The organism is Paenibacillus xylanilyticus, assembly GCF_009664365.1.
GTDB classification, from domain to species: Bacteria; Bacillota; Bacilli; order Paenibacillales; family Paenibacillaceae; genus Paenibacillus; species Paenibacillus xylanilyticus_A.
The window spans coordinates 5006944-5026837 of the sequence record NZ_CP044310.1 but is presented as its reverse complement, the minus strand read 5'-3'; the positions used below and the strand labels follow the sequence as shown (position 1 = coordinate 5026837).

Below are 19894 nucleotides of genomic sequence, written 5' to 3'. Positions count from 1 at the left end.
TTTTCACATCCATTTATACTCAAGCGAGAGGGGAAAGACATCATGATCGAAGAACACGACAAGCAAGACATAGCTGGAAATGATACATACGAGGGAAAAGATCTGGGGGTAACGATCGGCGCTCAATTCTGCCAATTCAAAGTATGGGCGCCCGATGCCGTTCAGATGCACGTGCTGCTCTACCCGGCATCCACAGCCGAGCTTCCAGGAGGACAGGGAGGAACCGGGGAAGAACGTGCCGAGCCAAAGGAATTCCTAATGGAACGACAGCAGCAGGGTATCTGGCTGTTGAAGCTGGATGGAGAATGGAATGGTTATCGGTATATGTACCGGGCCACCTTCAAGGGAGGACGACAGGAGACAGCGGTGGATCCTTATGCAAGAGCAGTTACCATGAATGGTGAAATGGGCGTTATTATCAGGCTGGAAGAGACCGATCCCCAAGGATGGAGTCAGGATTTTCGTCCAGAGCTGAAGAGTCCGGTGGATGCCGTATTGTACGAGCTGCATGTGCGCGATTTTTCAATTCACCCATCATCAGGCATGCTGAACAAAGGCAAGTATTTGGCTTTTACGGAAACAGGACTGCGCGATTGCGAGGGCAATACACTGGGGATTGATCATTTGGCCGAGCTTGGGATTACCCATGTGCACCTGCTGCCCGTGTTTGATTTTGCCACCGTGGATGAATCCAGGGCTGGAGACCGTGCTTACGGTGATTCCGAGGATTCCAGCTATAATTGGGGGTATGATCCGCTGCATTACAACGTTCCCGAAGGCTCTTATGCCACTCGTGCAGATGAGCCTGGTACACGCATCCGTGAGCTCAAAGCTTTGGTGCTAGCCCTTCATCAGAGAGGTATCGGAGTAATTATGGATGTGGTGTATAACCATACGTTTAATACAGCCGACAGTTCATTTGAGAAGCTGGTCCCGGGGTATTACTATCGTCAGAATGCGGATGGCACATACAGCAACGGTTCAGGGACTGGGAATGAGGTAGCCACAGAACGTCCGATGGTACGCAAGTTTATCCTGGAATCGGTGCGTTACTGGGCAGAGGAATACCATATTGATGGGTTTCGGTTTGACCTGATGGGGTTGATTGATACGACAACGATGCGGGAACTGGCTGCGGAACTGCATGAACATGTTTCTCCATCCATCCTATTGTACGGTGAGCCATGGGCGGCCTCGGACTCCCCACTAGGAGAGCGAATGACCCTCAAGGGAGATCAGAAAAGAGACGGACTAGCTGTATTCAACGATAATTATCGTGGAGCAATTAAAGGGGACAGTGATGGAGCAGAGAAAGGATTCGCGACAGGTGCGGAGGGAAAGGAAGAGGATATCTGGACGGGTGTAAGGGGAGCGATTACCGATTTTACGGCCAGTCCATCCGAGACGGTGAATTACGTAACGGTTCACGATAATCTGAATCTGTGGGACAAGGTTGTGCATTCACAAGAACTGGAAGAACAGCTTGGGTTTATCTCCTATGATGATGAGGGACACATTCGTGGATATGACAGTGTAGAGCAGGCAGTACAGCATGCGAATCCGTATATGCAGATTGATCCGAATCATGTGCTGGAGAATGAAACGGTTCGGCGCTGCTTGCTTGCGAATGGCATTGTGCTGACATCCCAAGGGATTCCGCTGCTTGCGGCGGGGGATGAGTTTTTGCGCAGTAAATATGGCGATGCCAACAGTCACGAGAGTGGTGATGCCGTCAATGCGATTCGTTGGGAACAAAAGCAGCGGTTCAAGCCGGTATTCGATTACTACCGCGGACTGATTCGTCTTCGCCGTGAACATGCTGCCTTCCGGTTGAGAACCCGGGAGGACATTAATCAACATGTATCTCTGTTAAAAAAAGATAAAAGCCTGCTTGCCTATGAGCTATCAGGCACGGCTGCCGGGGATTCCTGGGATCGAATTATCGTGATCTACAACGCGGCAAAGGAAAGCCGAACCCTCTCTATTCCCCGCGGAATGTGGAATATCGTTGTAGAGCAGGGACAAGCAGGTCTTGAACCACTGCGCACCGTCAACGATGGGCAGGTCAGCGTACCGGCGATATCCCTGATGGTCATGTATGTCAATAATTAAATTTTTTCGTATGGTAGTAAAGCACCCTTCTTCGCTGCGAAGAGAAGGGTGCTTTATTTTTTGTTTTTTTGATCAGACAGGTACAAATGCTGTCAATCTGCGGCGCTTGTTTACATATGCTGTATTTTGAAAGCGATTGCTGCAAGGGTTTGACCAAAATCCAGCGAGTGACTTCATGAAAGCCTCTGTTCAACCGATATGTTGAGTACAGACAACCCCGGGTTGACAAATGACGTCCCACTCCGTACCATCGGGACAACACGAAATCAATGGATATAAAGGCGGTGGGAACGATGCCGGAATGGACATCTTTTCGTTACGAAGGCAACGATCTTGGCTTAACATATACTCGTGCTTCCAGTACTTTCAAGCTGTGGGCCCCAACGGCTCAGCAGGTTTCTATATTGGTTTTTGAAAATGAGGGCAGCTACAATGCAAGAGGATGGGTAACAGAACATGATGGTGGGCAGGCAAGTGACATGACTCGTGATGAAGACGGTATATGGAGCGTGAAGCTGGCAGGCGATTGGGCCGGATTTTATTACATGTATCGCATTACTCACGATGATCAACGCATAGAAGTCGTGGTAGATCCTTATGCCCGCGCCGTGTCGCCCAATGGTCAGCGGACGGCCATTATTGATCTCGATACAACGCATCCACCGGATTGGGAGCTGGACGTGAAGCCTATTTTTCAGCGGCCGGTGGACGCCGTCATTTATGAATTGCATGTGCGTGATTTCTCCTCCGATCCCCATGCCGACATTCCGTATAAAGGGAAATTTCTGGCCTTCACCGCTTCGGGACTGACCGACAGGGCATGTCATCGTATCGGGGTGGATCATCTTGCCGAACTTGGGATTACCCATGTGCATCTTCTGCCTGTGGCGGATTACCAGACGGTAAATGAACTGGAATCTGCTGAAGAAGGCACAACGTTCAGAGCACCCTATAACTGGGGTTATGATCCACAGCACTATAACGTCCCGGAAGGCTCCTATGCTACGGATCCGCGGGATCCAGCCGTGCGAATTCGTGAGTTCAAAGCTTTGGTGCAGTCTCTGCATCGCCAGGGTATACGTGTCGTGCTTGATGTGGTCTACAATCATACGTATGGTGTGGACGAAGGTCCATTTGAACGGATTGTACCCGGTTATTTTTACCGCTATCGGTCAGACGGCACACTGAGTAATGGGTCGGGTGTAGGCAATGAACTGGCTACAGAGCGCCCAATGGTGCGAAAATATATTATAGACTCTCTTCTGTACTGGGCTGAGGAATATCATGTTGATGGTTTCCGTTTCGATCTCATGGGCCTGATTGACACGGATACGATGAATGAATTGACCCGTGAGCTGCGTGAGCAGATTGATCCTGCCATGCTAATTTATGGGGAGCCGTGGACAGGCGGAGACTCACCACTGGATCGCAAAACCCTGAAAGGAACCCAGCGGGGTCAGGGATTTGCCGTATTCAATGATCATTTCCGCAGTGCGATCAAAGGGGACAGCGATGGCAGCGGGAAAGGGTATGTAACCGGAGCAGATGGCCTGGAGCATGAGCTGCTTAAGGGAATTTCCGGAGCTATCGATGACTTTACATCCTCACCTGTGGAGACCGTCAATTATGTCACGGCACATGACAACCTGAACCTGTGGGACAAAATCGCAACCACAATGAATCTCAGACATGAATTAGGTTTTCCAGCATGGAGAGACGGCCAACCGGTGGAGGGAGGGAGTGCAGAATCGGCGGTAAAGGCAGCAGATCCCTATCGGTATGTGGAAGCTGATGATGTGCTTAACCATGAGATGGTTCGCCGCTCGCTGCTAGCCTCCGGAATATTGCTAACCTCTCAGGGGATACCTTTTCTGCATGCAGGGGATGAGCTCCTACGATCAAAAGCGGGAGATCACAACAGTTACCGCAGCGGAGATGCGGTTAACGCCATTCAGTGGGCGAACAAATCCCGTTTCAGACCTGTCTTTGACTATTACCGGGGGTTAATACATCTGCGCCGTACTCATCCTGCCTTTCGCATGATCAGCGCAGATCAGATCCGGAATCACCTTCGCATTCTACGTGCTGACGGTAATGTCGTCATATTCATGCTGCAGGATGGGGCTAATCAGGACACCTGGAATCGAATTATCGTGGCCTATAATGCGACAGCGTACCAGCAGCAGATTCATTTGCCGGAAGGTGACTGGCATGTGGTTGTTAACGATCATCAGGCAGGTACAGACTCGATTGTGACGGTTAGCGGCATTGCTCCTATAGAGCGCTGGTCGTTAATGGTACTGTATGATTTCGAACATGTGGGCGGAACAGAACCGGCTACCATTGAGATTAATACTCCACGGCAGGTGTATAGCCCAGGTGAAACGGCAGGGCTGCGGGCGATTGTGCGTGACCGTCTCGGTAATGTAGTAGAGAATTGCGAAGTCCTGTGGCATTCTTCGGAGCCGCAGCGGATTCAGATCGACCCGGATGGAACGATCCATGCCAAAGAGACAGGTGAAGCAGCGATAACGGTTCAATGTGGTCATATCTTTGCTACTAGTCTCTTGCAGGTGGAGCATCGTCATGCCGAACGAATTGAGCTTGTCGGTGAAACGGTTCTGTATACGACACGAATCAGTCGTTTCCGTGCATTGGTGCTGGATCAATTTGGGCAGCCGCTTCAAGGGACTGCCATACGCTGGCTTTCCTCGAATTCGGATATTGCAACGGTCAGTACGGCTGGAATCGTTCGTGCCTTATCCCCAGGGACAGCGCAAATTACAGCCATGGCTGGCAGTATACAGTCTACGGCAACAATCAAAGTCCACAAGCACGTCTCACGTCTGGTTACGCTTCGTTATGAACGGGAGGATCAACAGTACGAGGGATGGGATGTTTGGGTATGGGGCACAGGAATGGCAGATGGAGCGGTACCCCTTGAACGAGTGGGCAATGCCGCAGAGGCCCGTATTCGTGTAGCTCCAGGCCTGCACCATCTGGGGCTGATTATTCGGCTGAATGAGTGGCAGGCCAAGGATACCTGTGGAGACCGATATGTAGATATTGTGCCAGAAGACGGGGATGTGCAGATTGTTGTGCAGAGCGGTACAGACCAAATGCAGGTTATACGCGAGAGTGATGAAGAGGAGAACCGTACCAGTGCTTGAATCCTCTTGTCAGATTCGTATAGTAGGGGTAGATAAAACTAGAAGCAGCAGGCAGTCGGAGGGTCTTTCCGGCTGTCTTTTTTTGGTGAACAGAGCTTGGATTTTGAATTGGAAAAAGGGATGAATTGTACAAGCCAATGTTTGAGAAACAAGTTCATTGGGGTATATATAGATATGGCCCCAGATTTGGCCGCAGAAAAAAAGACCCATTGGTCTATGAGAGAAGCCGAATGCTTCCCAACACCAAACAAAGTAGGGATCCCTTGAAGGAGGATGTTCAATCATGAAATCCAACGGAAAAATGGCTCAACTTACTGCAACTCCACGAACTGAAAAGAAAGGTGCGGCCTTGCGCCTGTTAAGACAAGGCGGACGTGTTCCGGCTGTCGTTTATGGTCCAGAATTTGAAGGGGCCTCCATACATGTGGATGAAAAAGAGATGCTCAAAGTCGCTCGTACAGGTCGTTCCGAGATGTTCAACCTCAATCTGGAGGGTGGAAAAACCGTTCCTGTGCTGATTAAGGATCAGCAGGAGCGCAATGGACGTCTGCTGCACGTGGACTTCTTGCAAATATCCAAAAATAAACCGATCAGCGTAAGTGTACCGATCGATTTCCAAGGTACGGCTGCTGGCTCCAAAGCCGGTGGTGTGTTCCAGACGCAGGAAACCGAAGTGGAAGTCGAAGGACTTCCAGCCGACCTGCCGACTTCCATCGAGGTGGATGTCAGCGGGCTGGACATTGGTGATCGCCTGACAGCGGAAGATATTAAACTGGATAAGGGCTTGACACTAATTACGTCACCCGATTCCATTATCGCATCCGTTATGCCACCGCAGGCGGCTGAGGAAGAGCCAACAGCTTCTGCTGATGAGGCAGAACCTGTGGCTGCAGAGGAAGAGAAGGCAGCAGACGAATAATAGGGGCGTGGGAGTTCAGCTCTCCTACCCCAGACGAAGCCCGGTCAACATGACCGGGCTTTTTTTGCAATTAGAGATGGTTATAATGGATACAAGTGATACAATACACCGATCCGAAGCAGATCACGTCATTTTCGCAAACAGGTCAGTATAAGTTCTTAGGAAAGTAGGCAAGTTTATGTTTGATCCAACCGTGTACGACAATCTCAAGGTCGGTATTGAGAACTATCTGTATGATCTCGACAATCTCGATGAGATCATTCACATATCCAACAGGAAGGACATCCTGGAAATGGCGAGTATGTCCAGAGAGTTCGTGCTGCAGTTCGTTCTAAGGGAGCATTCTGAGGTCAAAGGGGAGATTATACTTCGAAGCTCTCTAGAAGCGCTGGCGGCCGAAATATTGGAGTCACCCGGCAGCCAGCCGGGATGCCGGCTTGAGCTTCGGTTTAGCCAGGAGACTCCTGAGCCAGACAGGCTATGTCCCGCAATTCGCTCCATCATACAAGTGAGCTGGCCAGATCAGCGCTTGGTACAGGACATTCACTTTGTGTATGGAGAGGAACCCATCAGGTATAATGTTTCAAGTCATGTGTATTTTGATCGAAACGTGAATGAAGACCAGATGGGAGATATTCCGGAATTATGTGAACATTTGGTGAACGTGTTGGGGAAATTAGTCCAGCTGCATAATTAATCATTCGTAAAGCCCTGTCTCTTCCCACGAGACGGGGCTTTTTTGTCATTTTATTAGAAATCTTAAATAGGCTTTGAGGCTTAGGTATAAGGGCTTGTATCTAATATTTTACGCAAGATAGTCATAAAATGTATATTAATAAAGGAGAAAAAGTGCAATTGAACTATACATAACTAGTGAGTTTGCGAAATAATGAATGGGACTAAAGATTTATAGATGTACTAAAGGAACTAGTTTTCCTTGCCGATAAAATATCGAAGGGGAGAAACTACATGACAGAGAAATTAATTCGTCTGCTGCGTATACTTCAGGCTATACAAGCCTATCCCGGAATCTCAGCCAAGGAGTTGGCTGCGAAATGTGATACAACTGTACGCACGATCTATCGCGATCTCCGGATTTTGGACAGGGTTGCCCCTATCATGAACGAAGGCTACGGCAAGGGTTATCGGTTTATTGGGAATTTCGCCTTGTATCCACTCGATTTCACGGAGCAGGAGGCTATGGTCTTCTCCATGCTTCCGTCTGTTCTGGATACTTCCCAATTGCCGGCTGAATTCGATGCAGCTTTTGACAAAGTGATGTCGGTCCATACCAAGCTAAAATCAAGAAACAGTGATATCGTGGAGAACATTGCAGGTATCATACGCATGGGCACGCCTGCATACCGGGAGGAAGGAAAAGACCCCAATCTGCTTATCCCGATTATTGAAGCTATTCTTAATCAGGAAACCATACGTACCCGGTATCGAACACTGACCAACAATGATATTACGGTCCGTGACATCGATCCCTATTATCTAATTCCACGCGATCAGCGCTTTTATCTTGTCGGGTACTGCCATCTGGTGCAAAAGGTGCGATTGTTTCGCATGAGTCGATTTATGGACGTGAATCAGACAGGTACCCACTTTGACAAAGCGGATTTCAACATAGCGCAGTATATGAAAAATACGTGGTCTGTTGATCGAGGGGACGAACATATTCATTTCAAGGTGAGATTTACGGAAAGAATGGCACCCTACATAAAAGAAGAAGAAATGTTTGTTCGTCCACGCATGACGGATCTGCCTGATGGCGGATTGTTATTCGAAGTCACACTAAACAGCAGTCGTGAGTTCCTGATGTGGTTATATCAATTTGGCCCTCAAGCGGAGGTTCTTGAGCCCCGAGAATTTCGAACAGAGATTCGCAAACAACTGACTCAATGGTTGAAGCACTATGAGGGAGATGAATAGTTTGATGATTGGTTATTTTAACTTTGAAACTTGGAATGAAGGAAAAGGAGAAAAACATGTTATGAGCAGCAACTTATTTGCAGCCATGGATCGAATGGAGCATTATCATGGTATCCAGGCATTAAATGTTGATGATACTGTATTTTTGGTTAAGGATCCCAATAATCGTACAGATCATCAGGCGATCAAGGTGGTTATTCCACCAATAGGTACCGTGGGATATATCGTGAACGACCCAGTTGTTGTTCCTCACGGGTGCTGGGCAGGATCTGGATTTTATGATGTCTTTCACCAGCAGACCTGTGCGAAGGTCCGGTTTGCCATGAAAGATATGATTATTGTTGAGCTGATTGAAATGGTACATGTCCCCATCCCCCAAATGGAGTCATGGATCACAAGCTGGCAGTCACGGGAAAAAGCCTAACCAGTCCCTCGCAGCAATTGGGGCAGCTTTGTTATGACTTCTGTTCAAATTATGCTCATTGGCGGATTAGTCTTGTATAAGCTGCTTCGAGATGCATGGCCGTTCGGGACCAGCCAAACTGGTTCACGGCAATTGCCCGCCCAGCCTTGCCAAGAGTTTCGGCTAGCTTCGGATCCCGGGCAAGCTTCTGAAGGCAAGCCGCAAATGGCTGAGGTTTGTCATATGGAGAAACCAGATAACCGCTGCTGCCGGACTCAATAATTTCTCGAATGCCACCATTGTCTGAAGCGATCACAGGCAGACCGGAAGCCATGGCTTCAACGTTAACTAACCCGAAGGCTTCGTGCATTTGAGACGGGCAGACCAGGCAATCAGCGGCCCGGTACAAGTGGTGTATTTGTTCATGGGCAATCTGTCCGAGAAAAGATGATCGTATCCCGAGTTTTCGGGCTAGCAGACGCAGCTTGCGCACATAGACCTGTGGTCCCTTGCCTGCAATAATCAGCTGTACATCAACCTTCTGCTGCACAAGTGCTACTGCGCGAATCAGAATGTCCACACCTTTGCCTGGAACCAGTCTGCCGACATACAGCACGGAAAAGGGTTGTGAACGCTCTGACAGCGTGAGGTTTGTTCCATCGCTTAGGGCTGGAACGAAGCGAGTGAGATCGGCACCCAGAGGAATAACATTCATCAGATGTTTCACCGAAGGGAACCTGCGCCCTAATCTGTCTCTGAGCGACAAACTGTTGACGGCGATGCAGTCGGCTTGTCGTAACAACGCTAATCTTGCTGGTCCAGGCTGAGCGAAGGTCAGGGAGTGAAGGAACAGGATTACAGGGGTGTCAGGCAGGCTTCGTTTGATTCGGGCCAAGCAGCGCGGCCTGTTATCCACCTGGATCAGATCAAACGAATTTTCCTTTAAGAGCCGAATGACCGCCTGAATATATTGATCAGGACTGCTGGATGGAACACGGCGGATCGTAATGCCTTCAAGCTGCTCTTTGGCTGGAAGACCAGGCATTTCGCGGCTAATAATGGTCACTTCATGACGCATTGCAAGTTCGCGAGCGATACCCAGAATGCTTATTTCAACAGAACCGTTTCCAGGCACAGGTAGTTTCTCCGGTGCGACCATTGCTATTTTCATTGGGCGGCTCCTCCTTGTCCCATACGCGTATCGAATCTTTGTCACATCTTATGCTTTTATGAAGCGTTTGGCGCCTCGGCAGTACCGAAGAAATAGGTACTTGTGATATAATGAACAGGTTGCAAATTACTCGTTACGTGGATAGAAACTGGAGGAACATGATGTTACATTCAACACTGGGCCGCTTCCGATTACTGCTGTGGCTGCAGGGACTTTCATATGTATTATTGCTGTTTGTTGCATTCCCCTTGAAAAATGCAGGGATTTTGCCTCAATCGGTCACCTGGTTTGGCAATCTGTACGGTTTTCTGTTTTTGATGTATATGTTGTTTATGGTAAGTCTGTATACGACGCAAAAGTGGCGTTTACGCCGTCCGATCGCGTTATTTTTCATATCGTTTATCCCTCTGGGCAATTTCGTTTATGATTTTTTCGTTTTTCGCAAAATGGACCAGGGTCAAGGTACTGTTAAATAAAGCTTGACTTTGTGTAGTGTTGTGAATATGATGAGAACAGGTTATTTGAACTGTAAGAAATGCACCAACTACAACTGCATATTCCTGATGTTAAAGGGGAGTAGCTTTCACAGTAAAGTCGTCAATTCGGGATCACATCCCCGGCTTTATTGGCAGCAATTTGTTGTTAGCGAGACCTTTACCAAGTTTTCACGCTGGGTAAAGGTCTCTTTTTATGGATATAAAAGGATCTTTACCAGCGATGGTAAAGGTCCTTTTTTTGTACATCATAAGGATACTAAGGAGGAGTCAAATTTGGATTTGTCATTATTATTGGAGTATGGATGGGTACTAATCGTCCTAGTAGTCCTGGAAGGATTGCTGGCAGCAGATAATGCTTTGGTGCTTGCGATTATGGTTAAGCATTTACCGGATGAGAAGCGCAAAAAAGCGCTATTCTACGGTTTGCTCGGAGCCTTTATCTTCAGGTTAGGTTCCTTGTTCCTGATCTCGTTCCTCGTCGATGTGTGGCAGGTTCAGGCGATCGGAGCACTGTATCTTCTTTACATCTCGATTAATCACATTGCCAAGAAAGTTATGGGCAGCCGAAACAAGACAGACGAAGCAGCCGATGATGCACCGAAGAAAGCCAAGAAACAATCCGGTTTCTGGATGACCGTTTTCAAGGTCGAGGTTGCGGATATTGCTTTTGCAGTCGACTCCATTCTTGCAGCCGTAGCACTGGCTGTGGCGCTGCCACCAAGTGGATTGCCACCAATTGGCGGGTTGGATGGTGGACAGTTTATCGTCATCTTCCTGGGTGGATTTATTGGTCTCGTCATTATGCGTTTTGCAGCTTCCTTCTTCGTTAAATTGCTTCATTCACGTCCGGGACTTGAAGTGGCAGCCTTCGTTATCGTAGGTTGGGTAGGGGTTAAGCTCGCAGTCATTACGCTGGCGCATCCTTCACTTGGTGTTCTGGATGAACATTTCCCGGAAAATAAAATTTGGAAATTCGGATTCTATATCGTATTGATTACCATTGCGGTATGCGGTTGGTTCCTGTCTTCCAAGGTACCAGCCAAAGAGGATGAAAATCCGATTGAAGAGTTGGAAAAACAAGCAGGAAACTAAGCGTATAAGCTTAACACAAACAGCATATGTCGTCGTAAAAATCAGGGGCTGTATTCAAACAGACCCCTGATTTTTTAGTATATGCATATTCATGTCAAACGGTTTATTTTCCAAGAAAAGGGTTGACATATCGAAACGAGTCCTATTAATATAAGACTTATCATTTACGAAGGGAGGCCGAAAGACATGATGGTTGGTTATGATGTTCGATTGACACATACAACAAGTCGCATAGTTACAACTGCATATCCAGCTCATCGTCTCTTTGGCCTCTTACGGGCGACATAGGAGGATCGGCATATCTTTTCACTGTTCTTAATGCAGGTATCGATATGTCATTCTCGGCTTATATAGCGATGGAGAACAGAGGTATGGCATCTTCATGCCGTCCTGTTCTCTGTTATGTCATGAAGAAGTCATGGGCGGATGCGTCCATGGCTTCTTTTTTTTGTTGTATCGACTGAAGCGGACATGAACCATGCGATACAAACATTCCTTATTTTGAAAAACAACCACAATATGATAAACAGGAAGGAAAAATAAGCATTTATGAATACAGAACCTAATTTATTTACGAGTCAAAACGAATTCCCTGGCGGATATCGGCATGAAGTGAAATTGCCAGCAGGAGACTTGACGGTATATGCCGCACAGCAATTGTTTTCCTCACTGGACTATAAAGTGTTTGAAATGGCGAACAACAATTTGCAAATTCCTGGCATTTCCTATATGAGTTATACCCCGGATGTTCACGTAGGTGTGGGAACCTGCATCGGCACGACGGCCGTATGGGACGCAAAGACGGGTTACGTGTCTCCATCCATTGTTGGCAGTGATATCGGCTGCGGGATGCGGGTGCATATGACGAATCTGCATAGGGATGATCTGAAAGATGTAAAATTGCGCCGCAAGCTGGTCAAGGCCATTGAAAAGGTATTGCCAATGGAGGCTAGTCAGCGAGGGCATTTCTCGGATATCCGACTTGAACACATTGTTCGCAAAGGCTTGCATGGCTTGCCCAAAAAATATATTCCGGACAGTTACACGCCGAAGAAGTCGACATCCATCACCCATGTGGAAAGCAGCAAATTTGCCTACGATGAGGACGTGCTCAATCTTGTTCCGGATATGACCTGGCATCGTGCACACCGTCAGCTGGGCACCTTGGGCGGGGGCAATCATTTTGCCGAAATCCAGTCTATTGAAATTGCAGAGGAAAATCGTGAGATCGCGGAAGCCTGGGGATTGGTTGATGGTCAAATCGTCGTCATGATTCATTCAGGTTCCCGTGCATGGGGCGGACATGTGAGCCAGACCAGCTCGTCTGCCATTGCCAAAATGATGCAGCGAAACGGGCTTGGTACATCGGATCCGAGACTGGTTTTTGCTCCGTTGGAACACGCCGAAGGCCGTCATTACGTCAACATGATGTATTCCGCGTTGAATTATGCTGTGGTTAACCGGCATCTGATCGCTTTCGCTATTCGGGAGGCGTTCCGGGAAGTGTTCGGACCCAAATGTGAATTCCGTACATTGTATGACCTGATGCACAACTATGCCTGGGAGGAATCTCATGCCAAAGAAGGCAGCGTATTTGTCCATCGCAAAGGGGCAACGCGTGCCCTGCCTGCCGGGCACCCGGATAATCCGAAACCTTATATGGCTACAGGTCATCCTGCGCTTATTCCAGGATCGATGGGGACAGCCTCGTATATCATGGTAGGTCAGCCTCAGGGCGAAGATAACTATTATTCGATCTGCCACGGTGCAGGGCGCATTCGTTCACGTACTGCTACCAAGCGTCTGGTTACGGTAGAAGATTTTGCATCCGCACTCGGCGTGGGTACAGAAGATGAAATTGTGGTGAATCAGCGATCACTCGAATCGATTATAGATGAATCGCCACAGGCATATAAAAATGTTGATGAAATTATTGATAGTGTTACCGGTGCAGGCCTGGCTCAGGTTGTAGCCAAATGCAAACCGCTTGCAGCTGTGAAAGGAGCAAAATAATGATTATACCCAATGAAAAAGTAAATCACACCCAAGCTATCTATGCTTACGACCACACGCAGGACGACCAGATCCGAATCCAGGGCTATGCGACATATGCACGCCTGATCCGGGGCATTATTGAAGCGTTAAGCAGCAAGTACGGGGTTCGTTATGAACTGTTTGCCAGTGATGATCCGAACAACGAATACTGGGAGCTGCTGAAGGAGGATTTGCTGAGCGACAGTAACGAAGTGGAGCTGGTTGCCCGTATTTTCGAGGATCTGGAGCTCCGTACCCTTCATTATGAAGATGATGGTGATGTGCCTACATATGGGGTGCATTATTCCATTCGGAACAACGTGTTTGCATATCCCAAATGGGGGGTTGCACTCGTCCGTATTCCCTTTTTCCGGGATAATGGCATCTACAATGAGGACTTTGTATTCGCGGTAGGTGAGGAAGAACTCAAGCAGTTTCTGGGCAGTGTGCGTGAACGGGAGCGTCAGCAAAATATGAAAAAGGTTACGGTGTATACCGATGCCCGCAATGGCAGCGAACGCCATGTCGAATCCATCACCCGCTCGGTGGGAAGAGACGATGTGGTTCTTTCGCCCCAAATTAAGCAGGATATTTTCCGCTCGCTGGATCAGTTCTTCGAAGCGGATCGCTCCTTTTACCGGGAATATGATATTCCCTACAAACGGGGGATTCTGCTGTATGGTCACCCGGGCAACGGGAAAACAACCTTGGTCAAATCCATTGCGGGCAGCATCCCGGGTCCAGCTGCATACTGGCAAATTACCGAGTATACCAACAGTGAGTCCGTTCGGGAAGTATTCGAGGCAGCCAAACGCCTGGCTCCTATGGTGCTGATCATTGAAGATATTGATTCGATGCCGGACGAAGTGCGCTCCTTCTTCCTAAATACACTGGATGGAGCTACATCCAAAGAGGGTATTTTTCTGATCGGTACAACGAATTATCCGGAGAAAATAGATCCAGGTCTCATGAACCGTGCCGGACGGTTTGATCGGGCTTATGAAATTCCGCTGCCAGACGAAGCACTGCGACTGCAATACTTGCAGCAGCGGGGATTTTCGGTCTTTGCCGGCGAAGAAGGAACGCAGGAAGCGGCTCGGCTCACGGATACATTCTCCCTTGCACAGCTCGGTGAGTTATATGTCAGTGCTGCACTCGAATGGCATCAGAATGGCCAGACAGACATTGTACAAGTTATTCAGTCCATGCGGGGAGAGCTGGACAAGAGCCATAAGCATAACTGGCTGACTCAGCCAGGAAAGGGACGAGCCGGTTTTTATTAATACCATACACCATCAAATATTATACATCTCAATTGGATATACTACGGTTGTCTGCTCCTACATACAATGACCTTCGGGAGGTACAATTAAGCCGTTGAAGCTAATAAAGGTTGAACGGAAAGCAAAAATGAGTTGTTTCCTTGCTGAGACGGGCTTGTCGTGCGGATATGAAGCATATGAATAAAAGGTAATATACAACAATTTTTAATTCAGTTGTTTAAATGCTTCTGTAGCGGTTAATAGTAGACAGACAACAACAAAAACTTTTAATTGAGGTGAGTAGTATGGGTTGGTTATGGTCATTAATTATCGGTGGTATTATTGGATGGTTGGCAGGTCTGATCGTTGGTCGTGACATCCCAGGTGGTGTTATTGGTAACATTATCGCTGGTTTCATCGGTGGATGGTTAGGCGGCGTGATCTTCGGAGAGATGGGTCCTGAAATGGGCGGATTCTACATCGTACCGGCATTAATTGGTGCCATCGTACTTGTAGCAATCGTAAGCTTGATCTTCCGTTCAATGGGTCGTAGTCGCGGGTAACGACGTTATTGCACTACGAATCCATGGGAAATAAATGATGTTTCCCGTTTATAATGAAGAGGTTGATGAGAAGCCATAGGGATGGCTTTCCATCAACCTCTTTTTGTTTTAAGATATATAGGCAGCGGTTCATAACGAAACCTTGGTTTGGGTGACAGGCAAGGTTTCCTAATAATAGATGAGTGCACGAAGGAGAGAGAGACCATGGAAAAAGCGACATTTGCCGGAGGATGTTTCTGGTGTATGGTTACACCATTTGAAGAACAGCCAGGCATTCACGGAATTGTATCCGGGTATACAGGCGGTCACGTTGAACATCCCACATATGAGCAGGTCAAAACAGGGGAAACCGGACACGTTGAGGTGGTTGAAATCACATTTGATCCGGAGCTGTTTCCCTATGAACGGCTCCTGGAGCTTTACTGGCCGCAGATTGATCCTACCGATGACGGAGGTCAGTTCCAGGATCGCGGAACCCAGTATCGTACAGCGATCTTTGTACACAATGAGCGACAGCGCGAACTGGCTGAGCAGTCCAAGCAGGATCTGGCCGCAAGTGGACGATTTAACCAGCCCATTGTGACAGAAATTCGGGATGCGGTTGTGTTCTACCCGGCCGAGGACTATCATCAGGATTACCATAAGAAAAATGAGAAGCATTACAAGGAAGACCGTGCCCAATCCGGACGGGATGAATTTATTGAAGCAAACTGGAAGTAAGACAAGGGAAGATCATATTACAAAAGCCGGGCAGGCTCCTTTTGGAGTCGACCCGGCTTTTTTTAAATCAAGGCTGATGAATTATTTTGCGGACATGGACTTAAGCACATGTTTGGACAATGCATCCTCCTGAATGGTGTAGAGGACACCATTAACATACGTTGAAGGACTTATAATAGAAGGAACCGAAGCGCTTGCTGTGTACACATGCACGTCTTCCAGGGTTTTGGGGTCCACGATATAACCGGTTTTGGCAAAATCAAGCTGATACTGCCCATCTTGAGTTCGCTTCACTTGCATCAATACAGGCTGTTGATCCTTGAACGTGCGCTCGGTTACTTTGCCTTTCATGTTGTACAGCTCCAGCTTGGAACCTGTAAACAGGGTATATCCGTCGCCTGCGGTCTGAATGAAGGCATTACCTGGAATGCTGCGTCCCCAAGCGAGCTTGCCATCTGCTCCGAAGCCCATGAGTTTGTTGCCCGTGTTCTCGAAGTTGGCACGCATGATGACGGAGCCATCGTTCAGTATGGCAAGTGACTCACCACCGCCGTCTCCCTGCGTGTTTGCATTGCTTGGGAATTGATAGAAGGACAGGCGGGTGAGCGAACGATCATAGATCTCCACTTTGGGATTCGCTGCAGGCTGCCAGTAACTGCCGACTTTGATTCGTTTGCTTGCATCTACCACAATGCGGTCACTGCCTGCCTGAAGCACAGCACCATTAATCGTCTTCTCGGTAATCAGCTTGCCCTTCTTGTCATAGAGCGAGATTGCTGTTCGAACCGAACCGTTGGACTGTGCACCCTGACTGGAAGCGACTAGCAAGGTTTCGTCATCAAGCAGATACAGATCGGAAGGAGCATTTACCGTTCTGACCCAATTCGTTTTGCCGGATGTGTTAAATGAGTATACTTTCTTGGTTCCATCCGAATATTCCATATATACATAGGCTGAGCCGTAACTGGTGTATATTGAATCGGAGTAGGTCGTATACGGCCCGCTTTTCTCATGAAAAATATAATTCCATTTCACTTTACCAGTTGTTGCATCCAGGGCCTGAAGTGTATCCAGCTGCCAGGCCAGCGTTGTGGCACTGCTTGTCTTGGTCACAGGCTGGGAGGAATGTACGTATACCAGGTTTTTGGCAGGGACAGCGTTGATCTCCTTGACCAGGACGTCTTTTTCCGTGTTGACTTGGGTTTGCATCAGTGAAGGCGAAGTCCAAGCAGGTTTCGGAAGCGGCTCACTCTGTACTGCCGCATAACCCGTTGTATTCATACTGAAGAGGAGCACGCCGCTGAGTAGCAGGGCTGCCCATGTTTTGGTATTGCGTTTGTTTAATGTAAGCAAGTTATAAACCACCTTTCTTCGGTTCAAAATAGAACCGATTGTTGAATTCTACCATTTAAGCCAGTTCGAATTCAACCTGAGAGACTGTAACCTTTTATCCCCCATGTATCCTATTATCTATGTTTGCTGAAGTGTAACGGTTACAGGGAATTCATCTTCTTTCGAACGAGGTAGAAGTTTGTTATATTAAGTCGGTAATCATGGTTAATTCTAACATAGGCACGATTCTGACAGAGGAATGTACAAGGAGAACAGACATGAATTGGAATGACAACTTAACCCCTTGGGTCATTGGATTGATCGCTGTATTGCTGCTGCTGGCTTGGGTAATTCGGCGAATCATCCGGCGGGGACAGCGTATACGCAGTGAAGCCAACCCTCGCAAGATTTCAATCAAGGACATCGATAAAATGGAAGATGGTTCGGAGTTTGAGTTATATCTCTTTCATTTGTTTCAACAGCTCGGATACGAAGAAGTTCACAAGACGACCAGCAGCCGTGACTTCGGAGCGGATCTTGTGTTTACGGACCGGCTGGGCAGACGGAATGTGATTCAGGCCAAACGATATGGAGCGAATCATCCGGTTGGTTTGAGTGCCGTGCAGGAGATTTACACCTCGATGCGTTATTATGAGGCAGACCGCTCAATCGTCCTGACTTCAGCGAGGTACACGGAAGCCTGCCGAACCCTGGCTGCGGTCAACGGTGTGAAGCTGCTGGACCGGGAAGATCTGATGGATCTGATTGTCCTGTTCAAGTCGAGAAGAGTGGAAGAAGCCATGGAGCTCATTGAAGAAGATGATCAGGAACCGGTAGAAACGTGGCAATCGAGACGAAAACGAACTACACGCTAAAGCCTAGAATAGAAATGCATTTATCAGGCCCCGATGGGGCCTTTTTACGAAGACATTAGGCAGGGTTCACCTTCACTTGCAGGCCTGCACATGATATATTGAGTGTATTCAACCAAAGGAGAGTGGATATCCATTATGGCACGTACCCAAACACAAAAAGCATTACGCAGAGCAGAGCGCTCAGGACAATACTGTCCCGAACAGAGCCGAAGAGTAAACGAAAATTATGGTGCATTATCCCAGCATGTTCGACTCATGCCAACCAAACAAGAAAAACTGCAAAAGGTCAAACACAAGAAGCGGATCATCCAGGATGGTGGTGCTTCTTTTTATTTTGTCCACGGGACGTGCGGCAAGGGCGCTTAATGAATGTTTTACTTAATGCTTTGGTTGGATTGCTTCGTTAAAGACTGATAAAATGGAAAAATAGGACAAACTGTAAAATTGTAAAAGGAAACCATGAATCCTGTGAGAAAGGACGAATGATCCATCATGACGACAACCCTGCGCACGACAAAGGCAGCTGTTCGGCGCTTTTTGCTGCATACACAATTGCTGCTGGAACGCTGGCCAGCAGAACCGGGAACGTCCGGACCGGATCAGGTTATGCGTCTGATTCGTACGCTAGGCTGCGTGCAGATCGATCCGGTTGCAGCAGTGACTGGCAATCAGCATTTGGTTCTGGGAGCCCGCGATCCGGGGTACGATCCTGCCCATTTACATACATTGCTTCGTGAGCACAAGGTATTCGAGTATTTTGCCAATGCAGCATGTGTCATCCCGATGGAGGACTACGCGTATTTCGAACCTGTGCGTGCGAGATTAAGAGAACGGCTTAATCCATCCCTGCAGCGTCTGGAGATAACTGTACAGCATGTCCTGCAGCGTCTTGCTGAGGAAGGACCGCTGCCCTCCAAAGCATTTCGTGCGGTTGAACGAGTCAGTGGTTATTGGGATCGTCCGGATGCACCAAAGACTAAGGATACAAGTCTCGCGCTGAACCTGCTGCTGGATACTGCGGCCATCCGGGTCGTTGCAAGGCAGGGCAATGAACGATACTTCCAGATCACTGAACCGAATTTGGTTCAACAGAGGCCTGGCCTTAGTGTCGAACAGGAGACGCATATGCAGCAGCAGGCACTTCTGGATAAATACATTCATGCCTATCGGGTGGTGGATACCCGTGATGCCAGACTCGGATGGCTTAAATGGTCCGCAGCTGAGCGGCGTGCGCAAATGGCTGCACGTGTGGCCGATGGACGAATGATCCAACTGGAGATTGAGGGTGTCGTGACACCCTACTACATCCGGACAGAGGATGAAGAGCTGCTGCTGAGAATGCAGCAGGACGAGACACATTATGAGGCATCAGGTCCGGTCCGTTTCTTACCCCCATTGGATAACCTGCTCTGGAGAAGGGAACGGATTGTGGATTTGTTTGATTATCATTATAAGTGGGAGATTTACACGCCTGAAGCGAAACGGACGTATGGTTATTACGCCATGCCCATTCTTCACGGGGATCGGCTGATCGGACGGATGGATCCCAGACTGGATCGTAAAACGGGAACACTCACGGTCCGTTTGTTATCCATGGAGGAGAATGCTCCTCCCGTGGAAGAATGGATGTCTGATTTTCGGGATGGACTTGCCTTCTTCGCAACCATGCATGGAGCCCAGTCCATCAAGGTGGAAAAGACGGTACCTGCAGCTCTAAAAAAAGGATTGAAGTCCCTCTGATCCACTGATGCATGAAGGGTGTATGAGGCTTTTGGAAAAAGATAAATCATTCACTCTATACATCTGAAC

The 19894-nt window shown here is 48.2% G+C and carries 17 protein-coding genes; 15 read left to right on the top strand and 2 right to left on the bottom strand.

Going from position 1 to position 19894, the window contains the following annotated elements; translation table 11 throughout:
• The first annotated feature begins 42 nt into the window (after positions 1-42).
• The 6 genes from pulA (F4V51_RS22345) (at position 43) to F4V51_RS22320 (ending at position 8560) form a co-directional block, all read left to right on the top strand.
• Positions 43-2112 carry a type I pullulanase gene (gene pulA / locus F4V51_RS22345; RefSeq protein ID WP_153979690.1) on the top strand — a complete coding sequence of 690 codons (2070 nt, stop codon included), beginning with the start codon at positions 43-45 and terminating at the stop codon, positions 2110-2112.
• 293 nt (positions 2113-2405) lie between these two features.
• Positions 2406-5282 carry a type I pullulanase gene (gene pulA / locus F4V51_RS22340; protein ID WP_153979689.1) on the top strand — a complete coding sequence of 959 codons (2877 nt, stop codon included), beginning with the start codon at positions 2406-2408 and terminating at the stop codon, positions 5280-5282.
• A 283-nt stretch (positions 5283-5565) separates the two neighbouring features.
• Positions 5566-6201, top strand: a complete 636-nt coding sequence (locus F4V51_RS22335) for a 50S ribosomal protein L25 (RefSeq protein ID WP_153979688.1) — start codon at positions 5566-5568, stop codon at positions 6199-6201.
• A 178-nt stretch (positions 6202-6379) separates the two neighbouring features.
• On the top strand, positions 6380-6898 hold the full coding sequence (locus F4V51_RS22330) for a hypothetical protein (RefSeq protein WP_153979687.1): 519 nt from the start codon (positions 6380-6382) through the stop codon (positions 6896-6898).
• A 272-nt stretch (positions 6899-7170) separates the two neighbouring features.
• Positions 7171-8136: a helix-turn-helix transcriptional regulator gene (locus F4V51_RS22325; protein WP_153979686.1), complete on the top strand. Its 966-nt coding sequence runs from the start codon at positions 7171-7173 to the stop codon at positions 8134-8136.
• A 61-nt stretch (positions 8137-8197) separates the two neighbouring features.
• Entirely contained in the window at positions 8198-8560 is a 363-nt protein-coding gene (locus F4V51_RS22320) for a DNA-binding protein (RefSeq protein WP_153979685.1), read from the top strand.
• A 55-nt stretch (positions 8561-8615) separates the two neighbouring features.
• Here the strand turns inward: F4V51_RS22320 and F4V51_RS22315 are convergent, their stop codons facing one another.
• The gene (locus F4V51_RS22315; protein WP_153979684.1) at positions 8616-9710 is read right to left on the bottom strand and encodes a glycosyltransferase family 4 protein; all 1095 of its coding nucleotides are present in this window, start codon (positions 9708-9710) and stop codon (positions 8616-8618) included.
• A 158-nt stretch (positions 9711-9868) separates the two neighbouring features.
• On the opposite strand from F4V51_RS22315, the gene F4V51_RS22310 reads away from it, so the two are divergent.
• From F4V51_RS22310 to msrA, 6 genes are all read left to right on the top strand, one after another.
• Positions 9869-10186: a DUF3817 domain-containing protein gene (locus tag F4V51_RS22310; protein WP_162009975.1), complete on the top strand. Its 318-nt coding sequence runs from the start codon at positions 9869-9871 to the stop codon at positions 10184-10186.
• Positions 10187-10480: 294 nt separating this feature from the next.
• On the top strand, positions 10481-11299 hold the full coding sequence (locus tag F4V51_RS22305; protein WP_095289570.1) for a TerC family protein: 819 nt from the start codon (positions 10481-10483) through the stop codon (positions 11297-11299).
• A 549-nt stretch (positions 11300-11848) separates the two neighbouring features.
• On the top strand, positions 11849-13312 hold the full coding sequence (locus F4V51_RS22300) for an RtcB family protein (RefSeq protein ID WP_227780061.1): 1464 nt from the start codon (positions 11849-11851) through the stop codon (positions 13310-13312).
• Positions 13312-14616 carry an AAA family ATPase gene (locus F4V51_RS22295; protein ID WP_153979682.1) on the top strand — a complete coding sequence of 435 codons (1305 nt, stop codon included), beginning with the start codon at positions 13312-13314 and terminating at the stop codon, positions 14614-14616. Before F4V51_RS22300 ends, F4V51_RS22295 begins: the two co-directional genes overlap by 1 nt.
• 284 nt (positions 14617-14900) lie before the next feature.
• Entirely contained in the window at positions 14901-15158 is a 258-nt protein-coding gene (locus tag F4V51_RS22290; RefSeq protein ID WP_095289572.1) for a GlsB/YeaQ/YmgE family stress response membrane protein, read from the top strand.
• A 204-nt stretch (positions 15159-15362) separates the two neighbouring features.
• The gene (gene msrA / locus F4V51_RS22285; protein WP_153979681.1) at positions 15363-15878 is read left to right on the top strand and encodes a peptide-methionine (S)-S-oxide reductase MsrA; all 516 of its coding nucleotides are present in this window, start codon (positions 15363-15365) and stop codon (positions 15876-15878) included.
• A gap of 81 nt (positions 15879-15959) precedes the next feature.
• On the opposite strand, the gene F4V51_RS22280 is transcribed toward msrA, so the two are convergent.
• Positions 15960-17231 (bottom strand): PQQ-binding-like beta-propeller repeat protein, encoded by a 1272-nt coding sequence (locus tag F4V51_RS22280; protein ID WP_153979680.1) that lies wholly within the window; start codon positions 17229-17231, stop codon positions 15960-15962.
• 257 nt (positions 17232-17488) lie between these two features.
• Between F4V51_RS22280 and F4V51_RS22275 the strand changes: the two genes are divergently transcribed.
• The 3 genes from F4V51_RS22275 (at position 17489) to F4V51_RS22265 (ending at position 19825) form a co-directional block, all read left to right on the top strand.
• Positions 17489-18085, top strand: coding sequence for a restriction endonuclease (locus F4V51_RS22275; protein ID WP_153979679.1), 597 nt, complete (start codon positions 17489-17491; stop codon positions 18083-18085).
• Between the two features lie 135 nt (positions 18086-18220).
• On the top strand, positions 18221-18451 hold the full coding sequence (locus F4V51_RS22270; RefSeq protein WP_127538689.1) for a hypothetical protein: 231 nt from the start codon (positions 18221-18223) through the stop codon (positions 18449-18451).
• Between the two features lie 126 nt (positions 18452-18577).
• Positions 18578-19825 (top strand): winged helix-turn-helix domain-containing protein, encoded by a 1248-nt coding sequence (locus F4V51_RS22265; protein ID WP_153979678.1) that lies wholly within the window; start codon positions 18578-18580, stop codon positions 19823-19825.
• Positions 19826-19894: the final 69 nt, after the last annotated feature.

What these genes read in the sequence shown, in the direction of transcription:
- pulA (WP_153979690.1), top strand. Translation starts at nt 43, where the DNA reads ATGATCGAAGAACACGACAAGCAAGACATAGCTGGAAATGATACATAC.
- pulA (WP_153979689.1), top strand. Translation starts at nt 2,406, where the DNA reads ATGCCGGAATGGACATCTTTTCGTTACGAAGGCAACGATCTTGGCTTA.
- F4V51_RS22335 (WP_153979688.1), top strand. Translation starts at nt 5,566, where the DNA reads ATGAAATCCAACGGAAAAATGGCTCAACTTACTGCAACTCCACGAACT.
- F4V51_RS22330 (WP_153979687.1), top strand. Translation starts at nt 6,380, where the DNA reads ATGTTTGATCCAACCGTGTACGACAATCTCAAGGTCGGTATTGAGAAC.
- F4V51_RS22325 (WP_153979686.1), top strand. Translation starts at nt 7,171, where the DNA reads ATGACAGAGAAATTAATTCGTCTGCTGCGTATACTTCAGGCTATACAA.
- F4V51_RS22320 (WP_153979685.1), top strand. Translation starts at nt 8,198, where the DNA reads ATGAGCAGCAACTTATTTGCAGCCATGGATCGAATGGAGCATTATCAT.
- F4V51_RS22315 (WP_153979684.1), bottom strand. Translation starts at nt 9,710, where the DNA reads ATGAAAATAGCAATGGTCGCACCGGAGAAACTACCTGTGCCTGGAAAC.
- F4V51_RS22310 (WP_162009975.1), top strand. Translation starts at nt 9,869, where the DNA reads ATGATGTTACATTCAACACTGGGCCGCTTCCGATTACTGCTGTGGCTG.
- F4V51_RS22300 (WP_227780061.1), top strand. Translation starts at nt 11,849, where the DNA reads ATGAATACAGAACCTAATTTATTTACGAGTCAAAACGAATTCCCTGGC.
- F4V51_RS22295 (WP_153979682.1), top strand. Translation starts at nt 13,312, where the DNA reads ATGATTATACCCAATGAAAAAGTAAATCACACCCAAGCTATCTATGCT.
- F4V51_RS22290 (WP_095289572.1), top strand. Translation starts at nt 14,901, where the DNA reads ATGGGTTGGTTATGGTCATTAATTATCGGTGGTATTATTGGATGGTTG.
- msrA (WP_153979681.1), top strand. Translation starts at nt 15,363, where the DNA reads ATGGAAAAAGCGACATTTGCCGGAGGATGTTTCTGGTGTATGGTTACA.
- F4V51_RS22275 (WP_153979679.1), top strand. Translation starts at nt 17,489, where the DNA reads ATGAATTGGAATGACAACTTAACCCCTTGGGTCATTGGATTGATCGCT.
- F4V51_RS22270 (WP_127538689.1), top strand. Translation starts at nt 18,221, where the DNA reads ATGGCACGTACCCAAACACAAAAAGCATTACGCAGAGCAGAGCGCTCA.
- F4V51_RS22265 (WP_153979678.1), top strand. Translation starts at nt 18,578, where the DNA reads ATGACGACAACCCTGCGCACGACAAAGGCAGCTGTTCGGCGCTTTTTG.